The sequence below is a fragment of the Leptospira levettii genome (assembly GCF_002812085.1).
GTDB lineage: Bacteria > Spirochaetota > Leptospiria > Leptospirales > Leptospiraceae > Leptospira_A > Leptospira_A levettii.
Genome location: NZ_NPDM01000001.1, coordinates 12830 through 30001 on the forward strand (window position 1 = coordinate 12830; position 17172 = coordinate 30001).

General features: G+C 39.7%; 15 protein-coding genes. 7 read left to right on the forward strand and 8 right to left on the reverse strand.

Translation table 11 applies throughout. From position 1 onward, the window contains the following. Positions 1-10 precede the first annotated feature (10 nt). Together CH354_RS00055 and CH354_RS00060 are read left to right on the forward strand one after the other, a co-directional pair. Positions 11-2422: an ATP-binding protein gene (locus CH354_RS00055; RefSeq protein WP_100726404.1), complete on the forward strand. Its 2412-nt coding sequence runs from the start codon at positions 11-13 to the stop codon at positions 2420-2422. A gap of 2 nt (positions 2423-2424) precedes the next feature. After that, positions 2425-3159, forward strand: a complete 735-nt coding sequence (locus CH354_RS00060) for an SDR family NAD(P)-dependent oxidoreductase (RefSeq protein ID WP_100726403.1) — start codon at positions 2425-2427, stop codon at positions 3157-3159. A gap of 28 nt (positions 3160-3187) precedes the next feature. On the opposite strand, the gene CH354_RS00065 is transcribed toward CH354_RS00060, so the two are convergent. Continuing rightward, positions 3188-4135: a BPSS1187 family protein gene (locus CH354_RS00065; RefSeq protein WP_243395894.1), complete on the reverse strand. Its 948-nt coding sequence runs from the start codon at positions 4133-4135 to the stop codon at positions 3188-3190. A gap of 58 nt (positions 4136-4193) precedes the next feature. Between CH354_RS00065 and CH354_RS18300 the strand changes: the two genes are divergently transcribed. Continuing rightward, on the forward strand, positions 4194-4448 hold the full coding sequence (locus CH354_RS18300) for a hypothetical protein (protein ID WP_165780314.1): 255 nt from the start codon (positions 4194-4196) through the stop codon (positions 4446-4448). Between the two features lie 44 nt (positions 4449-4492). Next, positions 4493-6253 (forward strand): GAF domain-containing SpoIIE family protein phosphatase, encoded by a 1761-nt coding sequence (locus CH354_RS00070; protein ID WP_100728309.1) that lies wholly within the window; start codon positions 4493-4495, stop codon positions 6251-6253. Between the two features lie 94 nt (positions 6254-6347). Here the strand turns inward: CH354_RS00070 and CH354_RS00075 are convergent, their stop codons facing one another. Beyond that, positions 6348-6989, reverse strand: a complete 642-nt coding sequence (locus CH354_RS00075; RefSeq protein WP_100728308.1) for a hypothetical protein — start codon at positions 6987-6989, stop codon at positions 6348-6350. 123 nt (positions 6990-7112) lie between these two features. Continuing rightward, positions 7113-7646, reverse strand: coding sequence for a gamma carbonic anhydrase family protein (locus CH354_RS00080; protein WP_100718938.1), 534 nt, complete (start codon positions 7644-7646; stop codon positions 7113-7115). A 158-nt stretch (positions 7647-7804) separates the two neighbouring features. On the opposite strand from CH354_RS00080, the gene odhB reads away from it, so the two are divergent. The 3 genes from odhB to CH354_RS00095 are packed head-to-tail and all read left to right on the forward strand — an operon-like array spanning position 7805 to position 13255. Further along, a complete protein-coding gene (gene odhB / locus CH354_RS00085) occupies positions 7805-9037 on the forward strand; it encodes a 2-oxoglutarate dehydrogenase complex dihydrolipoyllysine-residue succinyltransferase (RefSeq protein ID WP_100728307.1) in 1233 nt (410 codons plus the stop codon). A gap of 8 nt (positions 9038-9045) precedes the next feature. Continuing rightward, the gene (gene lpdA, locus CH354_RS00090; RefSeq protein ID WP_100728306.1) at positions 9046-10452 is read left to right on the forward strand and encodes a dihydrolipoyl dehydrogenase; all 1407 of its coding nucleotides are present in this window, start codon (positions 9046-9048) and stop codon (positions 10450-10452) included. A 34-nt stretch (positions 10453-10486) separates the two neighbouring features. Further along, positions 10487-13255 (forward strand): 2-oxoglutarate dehydrogenase E1 component, encoded by a 2769-nt coding sequence (locus tag CH354_RS00095; protein WP_100718935.1) that lies wholly within the window; start codon positions 10487-10489, stop codon positions 13253-13255. Positions 13256-13432: 177 nt separating this feature from the next. Here CH354_RS00095 and CH354_RS00100 read toward each other — a convergent pair whose 3' ends face one another. From CH354_RS00100 to CH354_RS00120, 5 genes are read right to left on the reverse strand one after another with little or no spacing between them, the layout of a single operon-like run. Beyond that, positions 13433-14203 (reverse strand): hypothetical protein, encoded by a 771-nt coding sequence (locus CH354_RS00100; RefSeq protein WP_207764230.1) that lies wholly within the window; start codon positions 14201-14203, stop codon positions 13433-13435. Next, complete coding sequence (locus CH354_RS00105; protein WP_100718929.1) at positions 14203-15324, reverse strand: DegT/DnrJ/EryC1/StrS aminotransferase family protein; 1122 nt, start codon at positions 15322-15324, stop codon at positions 14203-14205. Before CH354_RS00105 ends, CH354_RS00100 begins: the two co-directional genes overlap by 1 nt. Positions 15325-15339: 15 nt before the next feature. Then, on the reverse strand, positions 15340-15762 hold the full coding sequence (locus tag CH354_RS00110) for a hypothetical protein (RefSeq protein WP_100726399.1): 423 nt from the start codon (positions 15760-15762) through the stop codon (positions 15340-15342). 7 nt (positions 15763-15769) lie between these two features. After that, entirely contained in the window at positions 15770-16699 is a 930-nt protein-coding gene (locus CH354_RS00115; RefSeq protein ID WP_100726398.1) for a PdxA family dehydrogenase, read from the reverse strand. Continuing rightward, positions 16700-17140 carry a bactofilin family protein gene (locus CH354_RS00120; RefSeq protein WP_002973191.1) on the reverse strand — a complete coding sequence of 147 codons (441 nt, stop codon included), beginning with the start codon at positions 17138-17140 and terminating at the stop codon, positions 16700-16702. Positions 17141-17172 lie beyond the last annotated feature (32 nt).

The following is a 17172-nucleotide window of genomic DNA, read 5'->3' on the forward strand; positions in this document are numbered from 1 at the left end:
CTAGATTAAGATGTTCCATCACTTCCTGCAGAAAGTTTCGATATCAATTCTTTTAATCACTTTTGCAGGATGTTTTACTTACGACAAACCAAACCCACCCACAGCACAATTTGGAGTTTTAGATCTAAGAAGTTGGGATTTTGATTTATATGGAAATGTTCCCTTAAATGGTGATTGGAAGATCGAGTGGAAACAATTGGTAACTGCTCAAAATGAAAATTCTAATTTTACCAAAATTCCTGGAAATTGGACAAATCATACAGGAGTTCCCTATAAAGAAGGATATGCCACATTACAGTTAAAAATCTTAGTAAATCCAAATGCAAAAACATTATACTTACAAAACGGAGTCACAAGGAATGCATTTAAGATTTTTGTTGGTGAAGAAAAAATTTATGAATCTGGAAAATTAGGTTTTGAAAGTGATTCTGAAATTCCAAGCATCAAAATTCAAACCATACCACTACCTTCAAGAGATAATGGTGAAATCAATTTAAACATTCAGATTTCTTGTTTCCATTATCATGTTTGCGGAATTGCGACACCATATCTGATTGGAACACACGAAGGAATTAACAAATCATTTTTCGAAGCAACAAGTCATGATATCTTCGTTATATCTTCTCTCGGCACACTTGCCTTTTTCCATTTTGTATTATTTCTATTCTGGAGAGACGAAAAAACTCACCTTTATTTTTCCTTTGTCTGTTTCCTTGCATCAGTTAGGTTACTGAGTATTGGGGAAGCGAGAATTGTTTATAATTACCTTCCAATGGATGTTTATGAAACCATGCTAAAGCTGAATGGCTTATCATTTACTTTATTATACCTTTCCTTTGTAAGATATGTAGAAGAAGTTTATCCCGATCACAAATACTCGCCAGTGTATTTAACAAATTATTTTTTTGCAATACTCTTGTTATTTGGCCTCCCTTTCGCAACTCCAATTTTTTCAAGAGTTCTATCATATCATTTAATTTTATCTTTAATTGGATTATTTGCGCTAATGTATCCAATAATTCATGGTGTATATATTAAAAAACCAGGGGCAAAATTTTTCCTATTTTCCCTTGTATCAACGATGTTACTTTTTTCATTCGATATCTTAACAGAATTTGCAAAAAAAGGAACAGCTTATCACGGACAATATGGATTTTTAGTTTTTGGTTTATCACAAGCCTTATTCATAGCAGATCGTATGATCCAAAATTTTAAAAACAAAGAAAAACTCAAACAGGAGAAAGAGTTAGCTCTCGCGGAAGCAAAATTTAAAACAGCTTTTTTATCCACCATGAGCCATGAAATCCGGACTCCAATGAATGGGATTTTAGGCATGACTCAGATGTTGGGTCAAACAAATTTAACGGATGATCAAAAAGAATATTTAAGTTTAATCCAATTTAGTGGAGAAAATCTTTTACTATTAATAAACGATATTTTAGATTTAGCAAAATTAGAGTCAGGTAAAATTGAGCTACATTTAGAACCGATAATTTTAAAAAAAATATTAAATGGTATGGTGCAGTTATTTAAATCAAAACTAAACTCTGAAGCAGTAAAAATAGACTTGGTATTCGATAGCGAAATACCAAACACCATTATCACAGACCAAAAACGTTTTACACAAATCCTTTCTAACTTATTAGGAAATGCAGTTAAATTTACTGAATTAGGAAGGATCTCACTCCTCGTCTCTTCTGAAAAAGTAGATGATAAAAAATTTAAATTAATCCTTCAAGTTAAGGATTCAGGGATTGGTATCCCAAAAGAAAAAATAGAGAATCTTTTCCAACCTTTTACACAAATCCATTCACATTTGTCAGGGAAAACTACTGGAACAGGATTGGGTTTAACCATTACGAAAAAAATTGTAGAAGAGTTATTGGGAAATATCACTGTCGAGTCTGAGTTAGGGAAAGGAACCATTTTTAAAATAGAAATTCCTGTAGAACAGACTGATGATGATGACAAAACAAACAATGAAACAACAATCCAGAGTAATTTAGATGCCACTAAGTGGGAAAAACATTTAGCGGAACAATACCCAGTAAAAATTTTAATCACTGATGATGACTCCATCAATCTTAAAGTAGGCAAGATGTTTTTGAAAAAACTTGGGTATCCAGCTTTGGTTGCAGAAAATGGAAATGATGCGATTTTACTCGTGGAAAAGGAAACACCGGATATATTATTTTTAGATGTTCAAATGCCAGATCTGGATGGAATCCAAGTAACCAAACAAATTAGACAAAATCAAATGTTAACAAAACAACCAATCATCATAGCACTAACTGCTAACGTTATGGAAGAAGAAAAGGAAAAATGCCTTGCTGCAGGAATGGATGATTTTATGACAAAACCTCTTTTAATGCAAGACTTAGTATTTATGATCAAAAAATGGGCAAAGGAATCGATAGCGTGAGTATGGAACATTCTTTAGTGATTGGAGGAACTTCTGATATAGGTGTATGGGTAGTTGAGTCTTTAGCCAAACAAGGTCATTCCATTTCCATTACGGGCAGAGACAAACAAAAGTTATCTGACTTAAAAACAAAAATCCATTCAAAATACAATATTTTGATTCAAATCTATGAATTAGATATCACCAATATGGAATCTTTTAATTCCTTCTATTCTGGACTAAGTGTAGAACCAAATCATGTTTATATACTTGTTGGTTATTATGAAGACCAAACATTCGCCAGAGAAAATTGGAGGGAATTAGAAAAAACCATCCAAATCAATTTCATTGGAGTTGTAACACTTGTGAATACCATTTCTATCAACATGGAAAAAAGAAAATCTGGAAACATTACTGTTGTTAGTTCTGTCGCAGGAATCAGAGGAAGGAAATTAAATTACATTTATGGTAGTGCAAAGGCAGGTTTAACAACCTACCTATCTGGCCTACGAGCACTTGTTTTCCCAAATGGTGTACACATCAGCACCATTTTACTTGGGCCAGTCTATACGAAGATGTCATTGGGACACAATTTAATTCCATGGTTAACATTAACACCCGAAGAAGCAGGTGAAAAAATAGTCAAGGCAGGTTTAAACAAAAAAAACGAAGTTTATATTCGTTGGCCATGGCGTTTCATCATGTTCATTATTCAAATCATTCCCGAATGGATTTTTAAACGTCTTCCACCATTTTAGAAACCAGATTTCTCAATTTTCTAAAAGATCAAGGATAACTAACATAATTCCAAACATTTTGGAATCCATTGAACATCGGACATGCGTGCATAGCCAAGATTCCCATTCCATTACAATTTGTTGTCACCAAACGTTTGCTATTTCCATATGGACTCCCGACATTCACATTTGTCAAAGAACCAACCAAACCCAATTGGTTTAACCATACATCTGTTATCTGATTCATATTTCCACTGATATTGGCGATAGAATCATTTTCATGGATTAGTCCAAAATAAGAACCTGCAGGAGCTTGTTGTGAGAGTCCAAGCCAAGAAGGGGTGGAAGCTGTTTGCAAACTATAATCGGTAACCCCACTATAGATGGAAACTCTACCGACAGTCCGAATTTTCCCTTGGTAGGCAGCATGTCCACTACCTTGGGAATGCCCCCCTACATAAACACTTGACCAGACAATGGAACCACCTGATACAAATTGGTCCCAACCTTGGCCTGGATAGGTTTGATTTAAGTAAAGTAATAATGACAATAGTCTACCTTCGATAGCATTACCAGAGTCCACTGCAACATATGGAGAAACAGATTCGCCTGTTACGATTTCACGTCTGACCAATTCAAAACAACTGGCATCATTACGCGCAGAACCTTGGTTACAAATCGTATTCACTGCTTCACCATTTGGATAACTAAGCCCAATGACATGGTATCCTCTTGTAGCTCCTTGTTGTAAAATTGCATTGATCTCACAAGGAGTGGCATCAGTACCAGGATAAAAAACGGACAATTTATTTTTTTGCGTAACACCCGTTTGAGGAGGAAACACTTGGTGAGGAGCATTATAGGTTGTAATATGTGAATTAGTTAGAGAGGGAACAATTTGATAACGAAAAAGAGAACCAACAGCACCATTGGAAGGAAAGGCATTTTGACCTGCACAGGAACGTGCATATAATCCTAAGGAAAGAATTTTTACCAAATCATCATTGGGATCCGATTCTTTTTTGCAAAAAAGAAAAGACTGAAAAAAAGAGAATATGGTAACGAAAAAAATTAACTCACATAACGTTTTATGGGCAAATGGAATTTTCAAAGAAGTATCTCTTATACTAATACAAATCAAAATAAAAACGATTGTAAGATTGGCAATTCAAATCTTTAACACACAACACCAATCAAAGGTTAGGATTGGTGTGAAACAAATCTCACTTTCATTCATTAAACTCACAGATGGCGGATCATTCAAACTTTACCTTTTCCCTCATGCAAAAAGAAAACACATAAAATTCTAAATCGACGGATCGGTATCAATTGGAAAAATTGGTATGTTGCCTCTATGACAGACCCACAAACTAGCCTGAGCAAATTCAGAAGTCTTCTTCATATTTCTTCCATTCTCAATGCAAACCTGGATTTGCACCAATTACTTCCTCTCATCATGTTATACTCCAAAGACTTATTGGAGGCAGAGGCAAGTTCCCTTTTCCTCTTGGAAAACGATGAGTTTTTATACTGCGAAGTAGCTCTGGGTGAAAAAGGAGAGATCATCCAAGAATACGCTAGATTGGAACTCGGAGAAGGCATCGTGGGAATGGTGGCAAAAGAAAAAAAACCAATCGCATTAGTCGATGCTTACAAAGACCCAAGATTCAATCCAAGTATGGACAGACGTACTGGTTTCAAAACAAAATCTCTTATCTGTGTCCCACTCTTTGTAGAAGAAAGATTGATTGGAACTCTGGAAGTGATCAATAAAACAAATGATCGGATTTTTAATGATTCTGATTTAGAATATTTGATTTCTCTCTCAGAGGTTGCTGCCACTGCCATTCAAAATGCCAATGTCAAAGATAGTTTAGACAAACGAATTTTAGAACTTTCATTACTATATGAATTTGAAAAACTTTCTGTTTCGGAAAAAAGCCTAAACGAACTTGGGAAATGGATGTTAAACCGAGTTTTACAATACTTAGGTGCAAGTTCTGGAACCATTTACTTAGCAAATAACACCAAACAAGAGTTAGGAATTCTTGCTGCCAAAGGAATCCCTGAAGATGCGTATGATCAAATCAAAGTTCCATATGGGAAAGGTGTTTCTGGTTGGGTCGCAGAAAAAAAAGAAAGCCTACTCATTCACAATTTGGATATGGACCCCCGTTATAATAAACTTTCACCTTACAAGTTTGAATCTAAATCTTTGATTTCGGCACCTCTCATTTTCCAAAACGAGCTACTTGGTGTGATAAGCATCAACAACAAACTTTCTGGTTATGCATTCCAACATTCCGATTTAGACCTACTCACCAATATTGCAGCTAGACTCAGTAATACGATTAAAAATGCACAACTTTTCCACCAAATCGTAGACACAGGAAAAGAACTCAGTCGTGCCAAAAACATCATGCAAAAAATCATGCCATCTGTTTTACCGCAAACAAAAGAACTGAGTTACGGAGTTTCACACATCCCACTCGAACAAGTTGGTGGTGATTTTTATGATGTAACACAAATTGATGAAAACCATTATTCCATTTTGATTGCTGATATTTCAGGGCATGGACTTTCCGCAGCGGTTTTAGCTGCCATGTCTCATATGGTTTTAAAAAACTTTGAACCAGAAATCAAACAAAGCCCTTCTTTATTTTTAACAACACTCAACCATATGTTGTTTGGTAAATTGGCTGGGAATTTTCTCACAGCATTCTATGGAATCATCAACATCCAAGAAAACTCGATTCTCTGCGCCAATGCAGGCCACCATGCACCTTTCCTTCTCAAAACGGGAGAATCAATAGCAAAACCATTGGATGTAAAAGGAAAAATCCTCGGACTCATTCCAGATCTTTATTATGAAGAAAAAACATTCTCTTTTGGAAAAGGGGATAGGCTTGTACTCTATACAGATGGAATTACGGAACATATGTCAAAAGACCATAACAAACGTTATGATGACGAATTATTCCAAAATGCAATCACAAAAGGGATATCAAAAGTAGCACAAGAATGTGCGAACCTACTCATCCAAGAAGCAAAGGATTATGTAGGTTCGGTAGAATTTGCAGATGATGTGACAATTCTCATTGTCGATCGAAAGTAAACCTTAGACTAACAAAATTGAATGTGATGTTAGTCTTATTGGTTATAAACACATTCCGTTAAGCTATTGCACTCTGAACCAATAAGCAACAGTTTCAAAGATCGATGGATTCGTTTCCTTTGTTTCGTAAGGTTTCGAGTAACTCTGGATTTTCCAAACAGTCTTTCGCCAAATCAGACTCAAATGCTTCCACTAACATTCGTAAGGATACATTAGAAGTTTCAAAATTCGAACCCCCATCCACAGAATCAGAAAATATAGGAAGTACAATATAAAACGGAATGGTTAACCAAGAAACAATCCTACGACCTTGGATTGGGTATGTATAATCTCGTATGATTTTTTTGTCTTCGCGGTCCATCAGAGTGAAGGTTACATTGGAATGGGTTTCCACAAACGAAGGGAAAATCCCCAGTGTGAGTAAAAACATAACCGCAGAAATACCTGCTGAATCAGTTCCAGTTTTGGTTGTATACGTAAGGTTTAACTTGGAAGTCCGACTCAGTTTGAAAAGTTTTGATTTGGCAAGTTCAAATTCCAATGCAGGCGAATTGTATAAATTTACTTTTGGAGATTCTTCCACGCGGATGAGATGAAACCGAATTTTATCTCCAGTGATTTTGTCTGGGTCAACAGGTGTTTGGTTCGATTCATTTGCCAATGCAAAATAATGGAAGTTACAAGAAATAAAACTTAAGAATAGAAATGAGAATAAACACCGAATCACGAATTTCATACGTCCTGTTACACTGCCATACAACCATCCCAACTGCAAGCTGATTTCCGCACAAGGGGGAGTAGCGGAAATCCTTATCGCAGGAAGCGATAAGATTGGAGCGGATCACCCGGTCCCTTTCCCTTAGGAAAGGGATGTGCCCCCAATCCCTTCCTTACGATAGTTTTCTTTGTACTTGGTATAATTGTTTGCTGTGCGGGTGATGATCTCGCGGTCTTTGTCTGTGATGTCGCGGATGATTTTAGCGGGACTACCCATTACAAGGACACCGGGAGGGATTTTTTTCCCTGGAGGGACAAGGGATCCAGCGCCCACAAAGGACCATTCCCCAATCTCCACGTCGTCCATGAGCATGGCTCCCATCCCCACAAAACTATGATCTTTCAAAACACATCCATGGATGGTCGCATGGTGGCCAATGGATACATAATCCCCAATCGTGACAGGATACAAATCTCTTGCCACATGTACGAGTGTCATGTCTTGGATGTTCACATGTTTGCCAATGGTGATGGAATTCACGTCACCTCGTAACACACATTGGAACCAAATCGAGGACTCTTCCCCAATGCTGACTTTCCCAAGTACATCAGCGGAAGGTGCCACCCAGGCAGTGGGGTGGATGGAAGGTGTATGGCCTTGGAAAGAACGGATCATACTTGCTACAGATCGGTGCCCAAACTGAAACTCAAGGTCTTTTCGTTTTTTCCGCTTGCGTTTTTACCTTTAAGTAAGTTACGGTAGTCTTAGATTCAAATGGGATCTCACTCCTCAACAACGCTATTTTTCTCTAAAAATCTGCTAAGGAATATTTCATGGCAATAGACATCAAAGTCCCCGAGATGGGGGAATCCGTAACCGAAGCGACCATCAGTGCTTGGACCAAAAAAGAAGGCGATGCTGTTAAAGTAGACGAAGTGCTCGCAATTTTAGAAACAGACAAAGTCTCATTAGAAATTCCTGCTCCTACCTCTGGGGTATTAAAATCCATCTCCAAAAAGGTGGGAGATGTGGTGCACGTGAGAGACATCATCGGTGCCATCGAAGAAGGTGCTGTGGCTTCTGCTCCTGTTAGTTCTAACACCCCTACTCCGAAAGCAGAAACTCCAAGCGCACAACCTAACACAGGAAAAGTGAACGAAGAACTTCCTCCTGCGGCTCGTAAACTCATCGAAGAAAATAAGTTAGACGCATCAAAAATCACAGGCACTGGTCGTAACGGACAAATCACAAAAGAAGATGTGATCCTCTATATGGAAAAAGGTGGCTCCAGTTCCGCTGGCACTTCTAAAGGAACATCACCAAGTCCTGAGATTCCAAAAGCAGTTGTGGTATCGGCAAACGCTGGTCCTAGAGAAACTGTTGTGCCGATGACGAAACTTCGCCAAACGATTGCTAATAGGCTTGTGAATGCACAACACACAGCAGCCATCCTCACTACGTTTAACGAAGTGGATATGGCGCCCATCATGGAACTTCGCAATAAATACAAAGACAAGTTCAAAGAAACTCACGGTGTGGGTCTTGGGTTCATGTCACTTTTTACCAAAGCAGCTGTGGCAGCACTCAAAGCGTACCCTGCTATCAATGCAGAGATTCGTGGGACTGACATTGTCTACAAAAACTACTATGACATCGGAGTCGCAGTGGGTGGACCCAAAGGACTTGTGGTTCCCATTGTACGCAATGCTGACTTACTCAGTTTTGCTCAAATCGAACAAGAGATTGCAAGGCTTGCGGGCAAAGTGAAAGACGGAAAAATTTCACTCGAAGATATGGAAGGGGGAACTTTTTCGATCTCCAATGGTGGTGTGTATGGATCAATGATGTCCACACCAATCCTCAACCCTCCCCAATCGGGAATTCTTGGAATGCACAACATCGTCAAACGCGCGGTAGTTGTGAATGACCAAATTGTGATTCGTCCGATGATGTATCTTGCTCTTTCTTATGACCATAGAATTGTAGATGGAAAAGAAGCGGTGCAGTTCCTCGTGAAGATCAAAGAAATGGTAGAGGATCCAACAAGACTCCTCTTTGAGGTATAGTTACCAATATGGAACAATATGATATCGTTGTCATAGGGGCAGGTCCTGGTGGGTATGTGGCTGCTGTTCGCGCAGCCCAACTCGGGAAAAAAGTAGCCATCATTGAAAAAAGAAAAACACTCGGAGGGACTTGTCTCAACGTGGGTTGTATTCCTTCTAAAGCACTTCTTGATTCATCAGAAGAGTATCACAAAACCAAACATAAATTAGCGGATCATGGAATCTCCGTGAAAGATGTCAAAATCGATATCGCGAAGATGATGGCTCGTAAAGACAAAGTGGTAAATGAAGTGACATCAGGTGTTGACTATCTGATGAAAAAAAATAAAATCACTCGATACTTGGGACATGCAAGTTTCATTTCTAAAAACGAAATTTCGATCACGGCAGAAGATGGAAAAAAAGAATCTATCTCCGGAACGAATATCATCATAGCATCGGGTTCTTCTCCCATTGAAATTCCTCCACTCCCTGTGGATGGAAAAAACATTGTTACCTCAGACCACGCCATTGCACTTGATGCAGTGCCAGAACACCTCATCATCGTGGGTGCAGGAGTCATTGGACTCGAACTAGGATCTGTTTGGTTACGCCTTGGTGCAAAAGTCACTGTCGTGGAACTCATGCCACGCCTTTTTGGAACCGCTGACCAAGCGATGGCAAGTCTTGCCGAACGACTCCTCACTGGGCAAGGGATTAATTTTCTATTCGAAACCAAAGTGCACGGTGCAAAGGTAAAAGGGAAAAAAGTAGAAGTCGAAATCGAAGGGAAAGACGGCAAAAAAACCATCCTCGAAGGCGACAAGGTACTTGTTTCCATTGGTCGCCGTCCGAACACAGATGGACTTGGTGCCAAAGAAATTGGTATTGAGATGACAGACCGTGGTCGCATCAAAGTAGAACCTAACAAATTCCAAACGAACATTCCTAACATTTATGCCATTGGGGATGTGATTGATGGACCGATGTTAGCTCACAAAGCAGAAGACGAAGGCATTGCTGTTGCCGAACTCATTTGCGGAAAGTATGGCCATGTGAATTACAAAGCCATTCCTTGGATCGTTTATACTTGGCCAGAAGTGGCATGGGTTGGTCTTGGGGAAGAAGAACTCAAAGCAAAAGGCATCGAATACAAAGTGGGTAAGTACATGTTCAAACCCAATGCTCGTGCCAAAGCAATGAACGAAACAGATGGACAAGTGAAAGTCCTCGCTGACAAAAAAACGGACAAACTCCTTGGGGTTTACATCGTAGGACCAAGGGCTTCTGACATGATTGCAGAAGCCGCAGTTGCGTTTGAGTTTGGTGCTAGTGCGGAAGACATTGCTCGTTCTACACATGCTCACCCCACTCTTTCTGAAGTCCTCAGAGAAGCGGCGATGGATGCTGATGCAAAATGGTCCATCCATTCGTAATGAAACAGTTGTTTTGTTGTTTTAGGGAGATTATATGACAACCGATCAGATGATGAGTTTATACGGCGATAACGTTGTATTATTGGAAGAGTATTACAAACAGTTCAAAGAAGATCCATCTTCTTTATCCAAGGATTGGATCGATTTTTTTGGGGAATTGGAAAGATCTTCAGTTTCGAACAATGGTTCGAATGGAGGTGGGTTCAATGGAAATGGATATGTAAACTACACATCCACCGAACATCGTAAAGACTCCTCTCTCAGTGATTTTGGTATCATCAACCTTCTCAATGCTTACAGAAGACAAGGTCACTTAGCTGCAAACCTCGATCCACTGGGAATCAACAAACCTAACCGTGAATTCATTGATCTCAAAATTAAAGCACTCAAACAATCTGACTTAGATACAGAAGTGGATTCTGGGATCAACAATCTTGGAAAAACAAAATTAAAGAACGTCATTGATTGGTTTGAAAAAACGTACTGTGGTTCCATTGGTTGTGAACACTACTATTTGGTAAATGATGAGGAACGTGAGTGGTTACAAAACCGTATGGAACCACTTGCCAATAACGAACCTATCTCAAAAAAGACCGCCTTACGTTTGTTTGAAAAACTTTACCAAGCAGATAGTTTCGAAAACTTCCTCGCTAAAAAATTCGTAGGTAAAAAACGTTTTTCTCTAGAAGGTGGGGAAACAATGATCCCTATGCTTGATACCCTTGTGGAAGAAGCGGGGGGTCACAAAATGGATGCCCTAGTCATTGGAATGGCCCATAGAGGACGACTCAACGTTCTTGTGAACATCATCCGTAAACCTGCTGGCCTTATTTTTGCTGAGTTTGAAGAAAAACTAAACCCAGGCCAACTTGGGTATGCAGACGTAAAATACCACTTAGGGTATTCTAATCATGTCATGACCCATTACGGGAAAGAAGTGAAACTTTCCCTTGCCTTTAACCCTTCTCACTTAGAAGCCGTAGACCCAGTGATTTTTGGATCGGTCCGAGCACGCCAAGAAATGGCGAAAGACATGGATCGTTCTAAATTTATGCCAGTTGCCATCCACGGAGATGCCGCATTTGCGGGCCAAGGTGTAGTTGCAGAAACTCTCAACATGATGAACCTGGAAGGTTACACAGTGGGTGGAACTTTCCACATTGTGATCAATAACCAAATTGGATTCACCACTCTCCCTAGTGAATCACGATCTACTTTATATGCAACAGACCTTGCCAAAGGGTTTCAAGTTCCCATTTTCCACGTGAATGGAGACGACCCTGAAGCAGCATACCGAGTCACAAAACTGGCGTTAGAATACCGTCAAAAATTCAAAAAAGATGTGATCATCGATTTGATTTGTTATAGAAGGCTTGGTCACAATGAAACGGACGAACCAACTTTCACACAACCTCAGATGTATGACATCATCAAAAAACACCCAAAAACAATTTCTCTTTACGAAGAAAAATTATTACAACGTGGGGACATTACAAAAGAAGAAATCCAATTCATCAAAGACGGGATCCAACAAGGACTCGAAACTTCCTTCCAACAGGCAAAGGAAAAAGACACTCGCATTACAGTGGATACACTAGGCGGGGTTTGGTCTAGATACACCAAAGAACCACTCGATTCTGATGTCCATACGGAACTCCTCCAACAACAATTAGGTGGGATTGTGAAAGCAGTGACTACCTTACCGGAAGGATTTACAGCCAATCCAAAACACATCAAAGTGTTGGAAGACCGGAAAAAAATGGGTGCTGGTGAACTTCCAATTGATTGGGGATTTGCGGAATCACTTTCCTTCGGATCCATTTTGGAGAATGGATTCCCAATTCGACTTGGGGGACAAGATGCCCAAAGGGGAACTTTCTCTCATAGACATGCAACACTCTCTGATATTGTGAATGGTAAAAAACTGACACTTCTCAATCATATCAGCGACAAACAGGCAAAGATCGAAATTGTAAACTCATCTCTTTCGGAATATTCCTGTCTTGGTTTTGAGTATGGTTATTCCCTTGCCGATCCAAGTAGCCTTGTGATGTGGGAAGCACAGTTTGGTGACTTTGCTAACAATGCACAGGTGATCTTTGACCAGTTCATTTCCAGTTCTGAAATCAAGTGGCAAAGGATGTCTGGTCTTGTTTGTTTATTACCACATGGTTACGAAGGCCAAGGTCCAGAACACTCATCTGCAAGGCTGGAAAGGTTCTTACAACTTTGTGCACTCGACAACATCCAAGTGGCAAACCTCACCACTCCAGCGCAGTATTTCCATATCCTTCGCCGCCAAATCTTACAAAGTTTTAGAAAGCCACTCATCATCATGACACCGAAGTCTCTCCTTCGATTGAAAGATGCAGCTTCTAGTTTAGAAGATATTACAACAGGGGCATTTAAAAAGATCCTTCCGGATCCAGTGGCAAAACCTGATAAAGTGGAAAAACTACTTTTTTGCTCTGGAAAGGTTTATTATGACCTACGTAAGGCGATTGATGCTCAAAAATTAGAAAATGTAGCAGTCGTTCGTATTGAACAACTTTATCCTTTCCCTGAAAACCATATCAAACAAATGATCACCAGTTACGGAAAACTGAAAAAGTTTGTATGGGTTCAGGAAGAACCAAAAAACCAAGGTGCTTGGTTCTTTGTGAGAGATCGTATCGAAGCAGTGATGCCGGAAAACAAACGTCTGCATTATGCAGGTCGTTCGGAATTCCCAAGCCCAGCTTGTGGACACGTGGTCACTCACTTAAAGGAACAAGAAGACTTAGTAAAGGATGCTTTGTCATAAACAAACACCAAACGGTAGGATACTTTTGTTTTAAATCGGCAAAGGTTTGACCACCGCTCCTACTTTGTTTTCAAACGTAAAAATAAAAAACCCCAAATCAATTGGGGTTTTTTATTAATTCTTTAATCATGGGAATCTTGAATGAAGATTGTGTCCAAGTTTGGGGGAATGATTCGTTTACTGGTTTTGTTCAGGAGGAGAAGGAGACTCTAGTGAACCACTTAAGATTCCTTTTGTTGTGACAACATCATAATCATACACATGCAGTTTGATGTTAGGTTCGGGGAGTTTTTTCCTAACATTTTTTGGTTCTGGTTCAGGGTTTCTACCCAAAATCAATGTTAGGTGATTTCTCATAGAATTAAATAAAAGTTTTCTAAAATGATACCCTTGTGGTAACACGGAATCTAATTTATTTGTTTCTGGATCAAAGAGATAAACAAATTTGTGGTCTTTGTAATTGAGGACTCCATCCAAATTACTATCCTCTGTCACCGCGAAGATCAAAATTTTTTTTTCAATTTGTAAGACATCTTCTTTTGGATCATCAATGGTGTTTAACACTGATTTTTTAGAAAACTCTCCCACAAAAAAATCCCAAATGTAAACATCATGAGGGAATAGTTTTTGGATTTTCCCATCCTTCAAACTGATCGAATATAAGTTACGTGCATGAGTTAAAATGCCATCGGGTCCAAATCCACCTGATTCAGTCACAAGCCCATGTGGGTAGATAAAGTATTGTTTCCAATAAATTTTACCATTCCCATCTTCTAAATCTAAACTGTCAGTAGGTTCAGGAGAGGTGTCTTTTTCTTTGGACTCTGGATTCTCCACAGTCACTTCATAACCACCATCATAGAGGCGCCAACTTTTAGACAAACTAAAAGTTAACACCGCAAGGATGAGTAAAAAGAATAAAAAGACTCCTACCCGAAGTTTTTCCATTATTTACTAGCGTTATACGCCTTAATCGCACTCAATACTTCATCCATTTCCGAACTTGTCATATAAGCAAAGAGTGGAAAGTTGAGAACTGATTTTGAAATCCGACGTGCATTTCCATCGTTTCCAAATCGTTCAATGAGGTAAGGTTTGGCTCCTGGTTGGTCTGACATCGCACCTGGATAGATGTTCCCAAAGCCGATTCCTTTTTCTTTTAAGACAGCTTCAATTTTGGGACGAACTTCTGGATCCACCAATGTCACGTTACAATATCCATTTTCCTCATACCCTTTTGGTGGTTGGATCACTCCAATCCCAAGTCCTGGTAATTCCTTATAATAGATGTTTTGCGAGGATTTTCGTGAATCGATTCTTTTTTGTAAGTGTTTTAGTGAAAGATTGAGGAATGCTGCTTGTAAGGAATCAAGTCTTGAGTTCCAACCCACGAGGCCGTGTTCGTAGTGGGATGTCCTTCCATGATTCACAAGTCGCCTTGTGACAACAGACAATTCTTCATCATTCGTAAAAACAGCACCACCATCACCCGCTGCACCTAACACCTTTGCTGGGTAAAAGGAAGTAGTTGAGATGAGTGCCTCTTTGTAGAGTGATTTTCCATTGTGTTTGACACCGAAACATTGAGCACCATCTTCAATGAGAGCTACATTTTTTTCTTTGCAAAACTTACGGAGTTCTTCAATTTTTGCAGTTCCCCATCCATACAAATGAACAACAAGAGCTGCCTTTGGTTTTACTTTTTCAACTGCTTGTTGGAAAACTTGGAAATCCATTTGTAAATCCACTGGGTTTGTATCCACCGTGTAGGGATCTCCTCCCACATTCACAACTGCTTCGAAGGTTGCCCAAAAAGTAGAGTCAGGTAATAATACTTTATCACCACGTCCCACACCAACTGCGCGTAACGCCAGTTGTAAGGCATCAGTTCCATTCGCACAACCAATCGCATATTTGGTTTCTGCCCAAGTAGCAAGGTTAGTTTCTAAATCAGTGACTTCGTTTCCGCCAATGAACTGTGCGTTTTCGGACATGGACTTTACTTTTTCATTCCAGGTGTCCAAAAATCCTGGTTCAAATCGTTTGATATCTATAAATGGAACTGCCATTGTTCGCCCTTTTCTTTACTTATTTGCAAATATTTGATGAAGCCATTCATTGAACTCTTTTGAATACAAGGTCCAAAGAAAAAATAATGCCCAATACAGAACCGTCCCATACGCGAGTGCTGGAATCAAGGTTTTACTTAAATGATTGGATGCGGAATAATAAATTCGAATGAGAACAAGGGGCCATAAAAAAAACAAAAACACATAAATCGAATTTCCCATGGCAGAAATCCATTGGAGCACTTCCCCTTTGGGGTTTTCCTTCCACCTAGTGACCCCAAGCCAAAATTCAGGGAAAAACTGAACGAGGTAAAAACAGAACACAAGAAAGAAAAAGAACTTCCAATGTGGTTCGAGGTCCTTTCGAAAAAAAGTGAGAAGTAGTCCCACAAACCAAATGAATAAAACGGGAAAAGCTAGGGTTTCCAAAAGAGTCATATTGGTTTTATTTTGTCTCCACAAGTCGTTCTAAACAGGAGATGAGTCCCGTGGGATCAGCACATCCTTTTCCAGCAATGCCAAATGCGGTTCCATGGTCAGGTGACACTCTTGTGAAATCCAGACCTAAGGTTATGTTCACACCCTTCTTTCCTTCAAGCAATTTAAATGGGATGAGACCTTGGTCATGGTAACCTGCTAGATACAAATCGTACACTTTGGCTCCTGGCAAAAAGGCAGAATCTGCAGAAAGTGGACCTTCCACTGCCAACTTTGCCTTTCGGAGAACTCCCACTCCCGATTTCAGAATTGTGGTTTCTTCCGTGCCAATTTTTCCACCTTCCCCGGCATGAGGGTTTAGACCCAGGTAACCGATGGTGGGATGATTTAGGTAAGGAGAACGGAGAATTGCATTCTTTAATTCTTTCCAATCAAAGTTTTTAAGTTCTTTCACAACATCCTTCAAGGGGACGTGAGTGGTTAAAGGGATCACATTCCATTTTTCCCCAGACATCATCATAAAGGTGGGCCGTTTGTAGGCTTCTGCCAACGTTTCGGTATGGCCACGAAATCCCTTCACTCCCGCTTTTTGCACCCACTCTTTGGAGAGAGGAAGAGTGATGATATCCCCTCCATATTGTTTTTGGAAGTCGATGGTCGCAAGGAGAGTGTCGTATGCCATTTTCCCCGAGGTTTTGGACGGTTTCCCAAGAGCGAAGGATTTTGGTTTTCCACTACCCCAACCAATCGTATAAAATCCAGGTTCGTCTACGGGTTTTGTGACTTGTTTGGCCTGGGATAGGGTTTGGTTGTGAGGTCCTCGGATGAGGTAAATGCGGTGTTTTTTTCCTAAGGATGTTAAGAGCGGGAAGGAAGAACCCAAAAGTTCGTAATTGATACTCGTTGGGTCCCCTTCCGAAATGAAGATGGTTTTCAATTATTCTTTGGCGTTTGGTTGTTTCCCAAAAATCTTTTCTACACTGAGTGAGTCTTTGGAGTATTCCAATTCGATGAGGTCTTTTGCGCTGTGTTTGAGGTCATTGGAAATCATACAACGACCTTCTAAGATCACCCCATTTTGGATGATGAGTTCGGGAGTTTTGATGTCCCCAAGGATTTTGGAAGTAGGAAGTAACATCACACGATTCCTTGCTGTTACGTTTCCTACCACAATCCCTTCTACGATGACACTCGCTGCCGTAATATTGGTTTTGACCTTTCCTGTCACCCCAATGTAAAGGTGTTCGGCTTGGAGGGATTTTCCCTCGAATTTACCGTCAATTTTAAGAGATCCATTAATGAAGAATTTTCCGTTGAAGTAAGAATTCTCACCAATAGTTGAATTGGTAACTTCGGTCTGATTTTTGACTAATGCCATGCGTTTGCGAGTCCGTGTATGTGATTTTTCAC

Bases quoted from the DNA above. Each gene is read 5' to 3' on its own strand.
- CH354_RS00055 (WP_100726404.1), top strand. From the start codon at position 11: ATGTTCCATCACTTCCTGCAGAAAGTTTCGATATCAATTCTTTTAATC.
- CH354_RS00060 (WP_100726403.1), top strand. From the start codon at position 2,425: ATGGAACATTCTTTAGTGATTGGAGGAACTTCTGATATAGGTGTATGG.
- CH354_RS18300 (WP_165780314.1), top strand. From the start codon at position 4,194: ATGGTAACGAAAAAAATTAACTCACATAACGTTTTATGGGCAAATGGA.
- CH354_RS00070 (WP_100728309.1), top strand. From the start codon at position 4,493: ATGACAGACCCACAAACTAGCCTGAGCAAATTCAGAAGTCTTCTTCAT.
- CH354_RS00075 (WP_100728308.1), bottom strand. From the start codon at position 6,989: ATGAAATTCGTGATTCGGTGTTTATTCTCATTTCTATTCTTAAGTTTT.
- CH354_RS00080 (WP_100718938.1), bottom strand. From the start codon at position 7,646: ATGATCCGTTCTTTCCAAGGCCATACACCTTCCATCCACCCCACTGCC.
- odhB (WP_100728307.1), top strand. From the start codon at position 7,805: ATGGCAATAGACATCAAAGTCCCCGAGATGGGGGAATCCGTAACCGAA.
- lpdA (WP_100728306.1), top strand. From the start codon at position 9,046: ATGGAACAATATGATATCGTTGTCATAGGGGCAGGTCCTGGTGGGTAT.
- CH354_RS00095 (WP_100718935.1), top strand. From the start codon at position 10,487: ATGACAACCGATCAGATGATGAGTTTATACGGCGATAACGTTGTATTA.
- CH354_RS00100 (WP_207764230.1), bottom strand. From the start codon at position 14,203: ATGGAAAAACTTCGGGTAGGAGTCTTTTTATTCTTTTTACTCATCCTT.
- CH354_RS00105 (WP_100718929.1), bottom strand. From the start codon at position 15,324: ATGGCAGTTCCATTTATAGATATCAAACGATTTGAACCAGGATTTTTG.
- CH354_RS00110 (WP_100726399.1), bottom strand. From the start codon at position 15,762: ATGACTCTTTTGGAAACCCTAGCTTTTCCCGTTTTATTCATTTGGTTT.
- CH354_RS00120 (WP_002973191.1), bottom strand. From the start codon at position 17,140: ATGGCATTAGTCAAAAATCAGACCGAAGTTACCAATTCAACTATTGGT.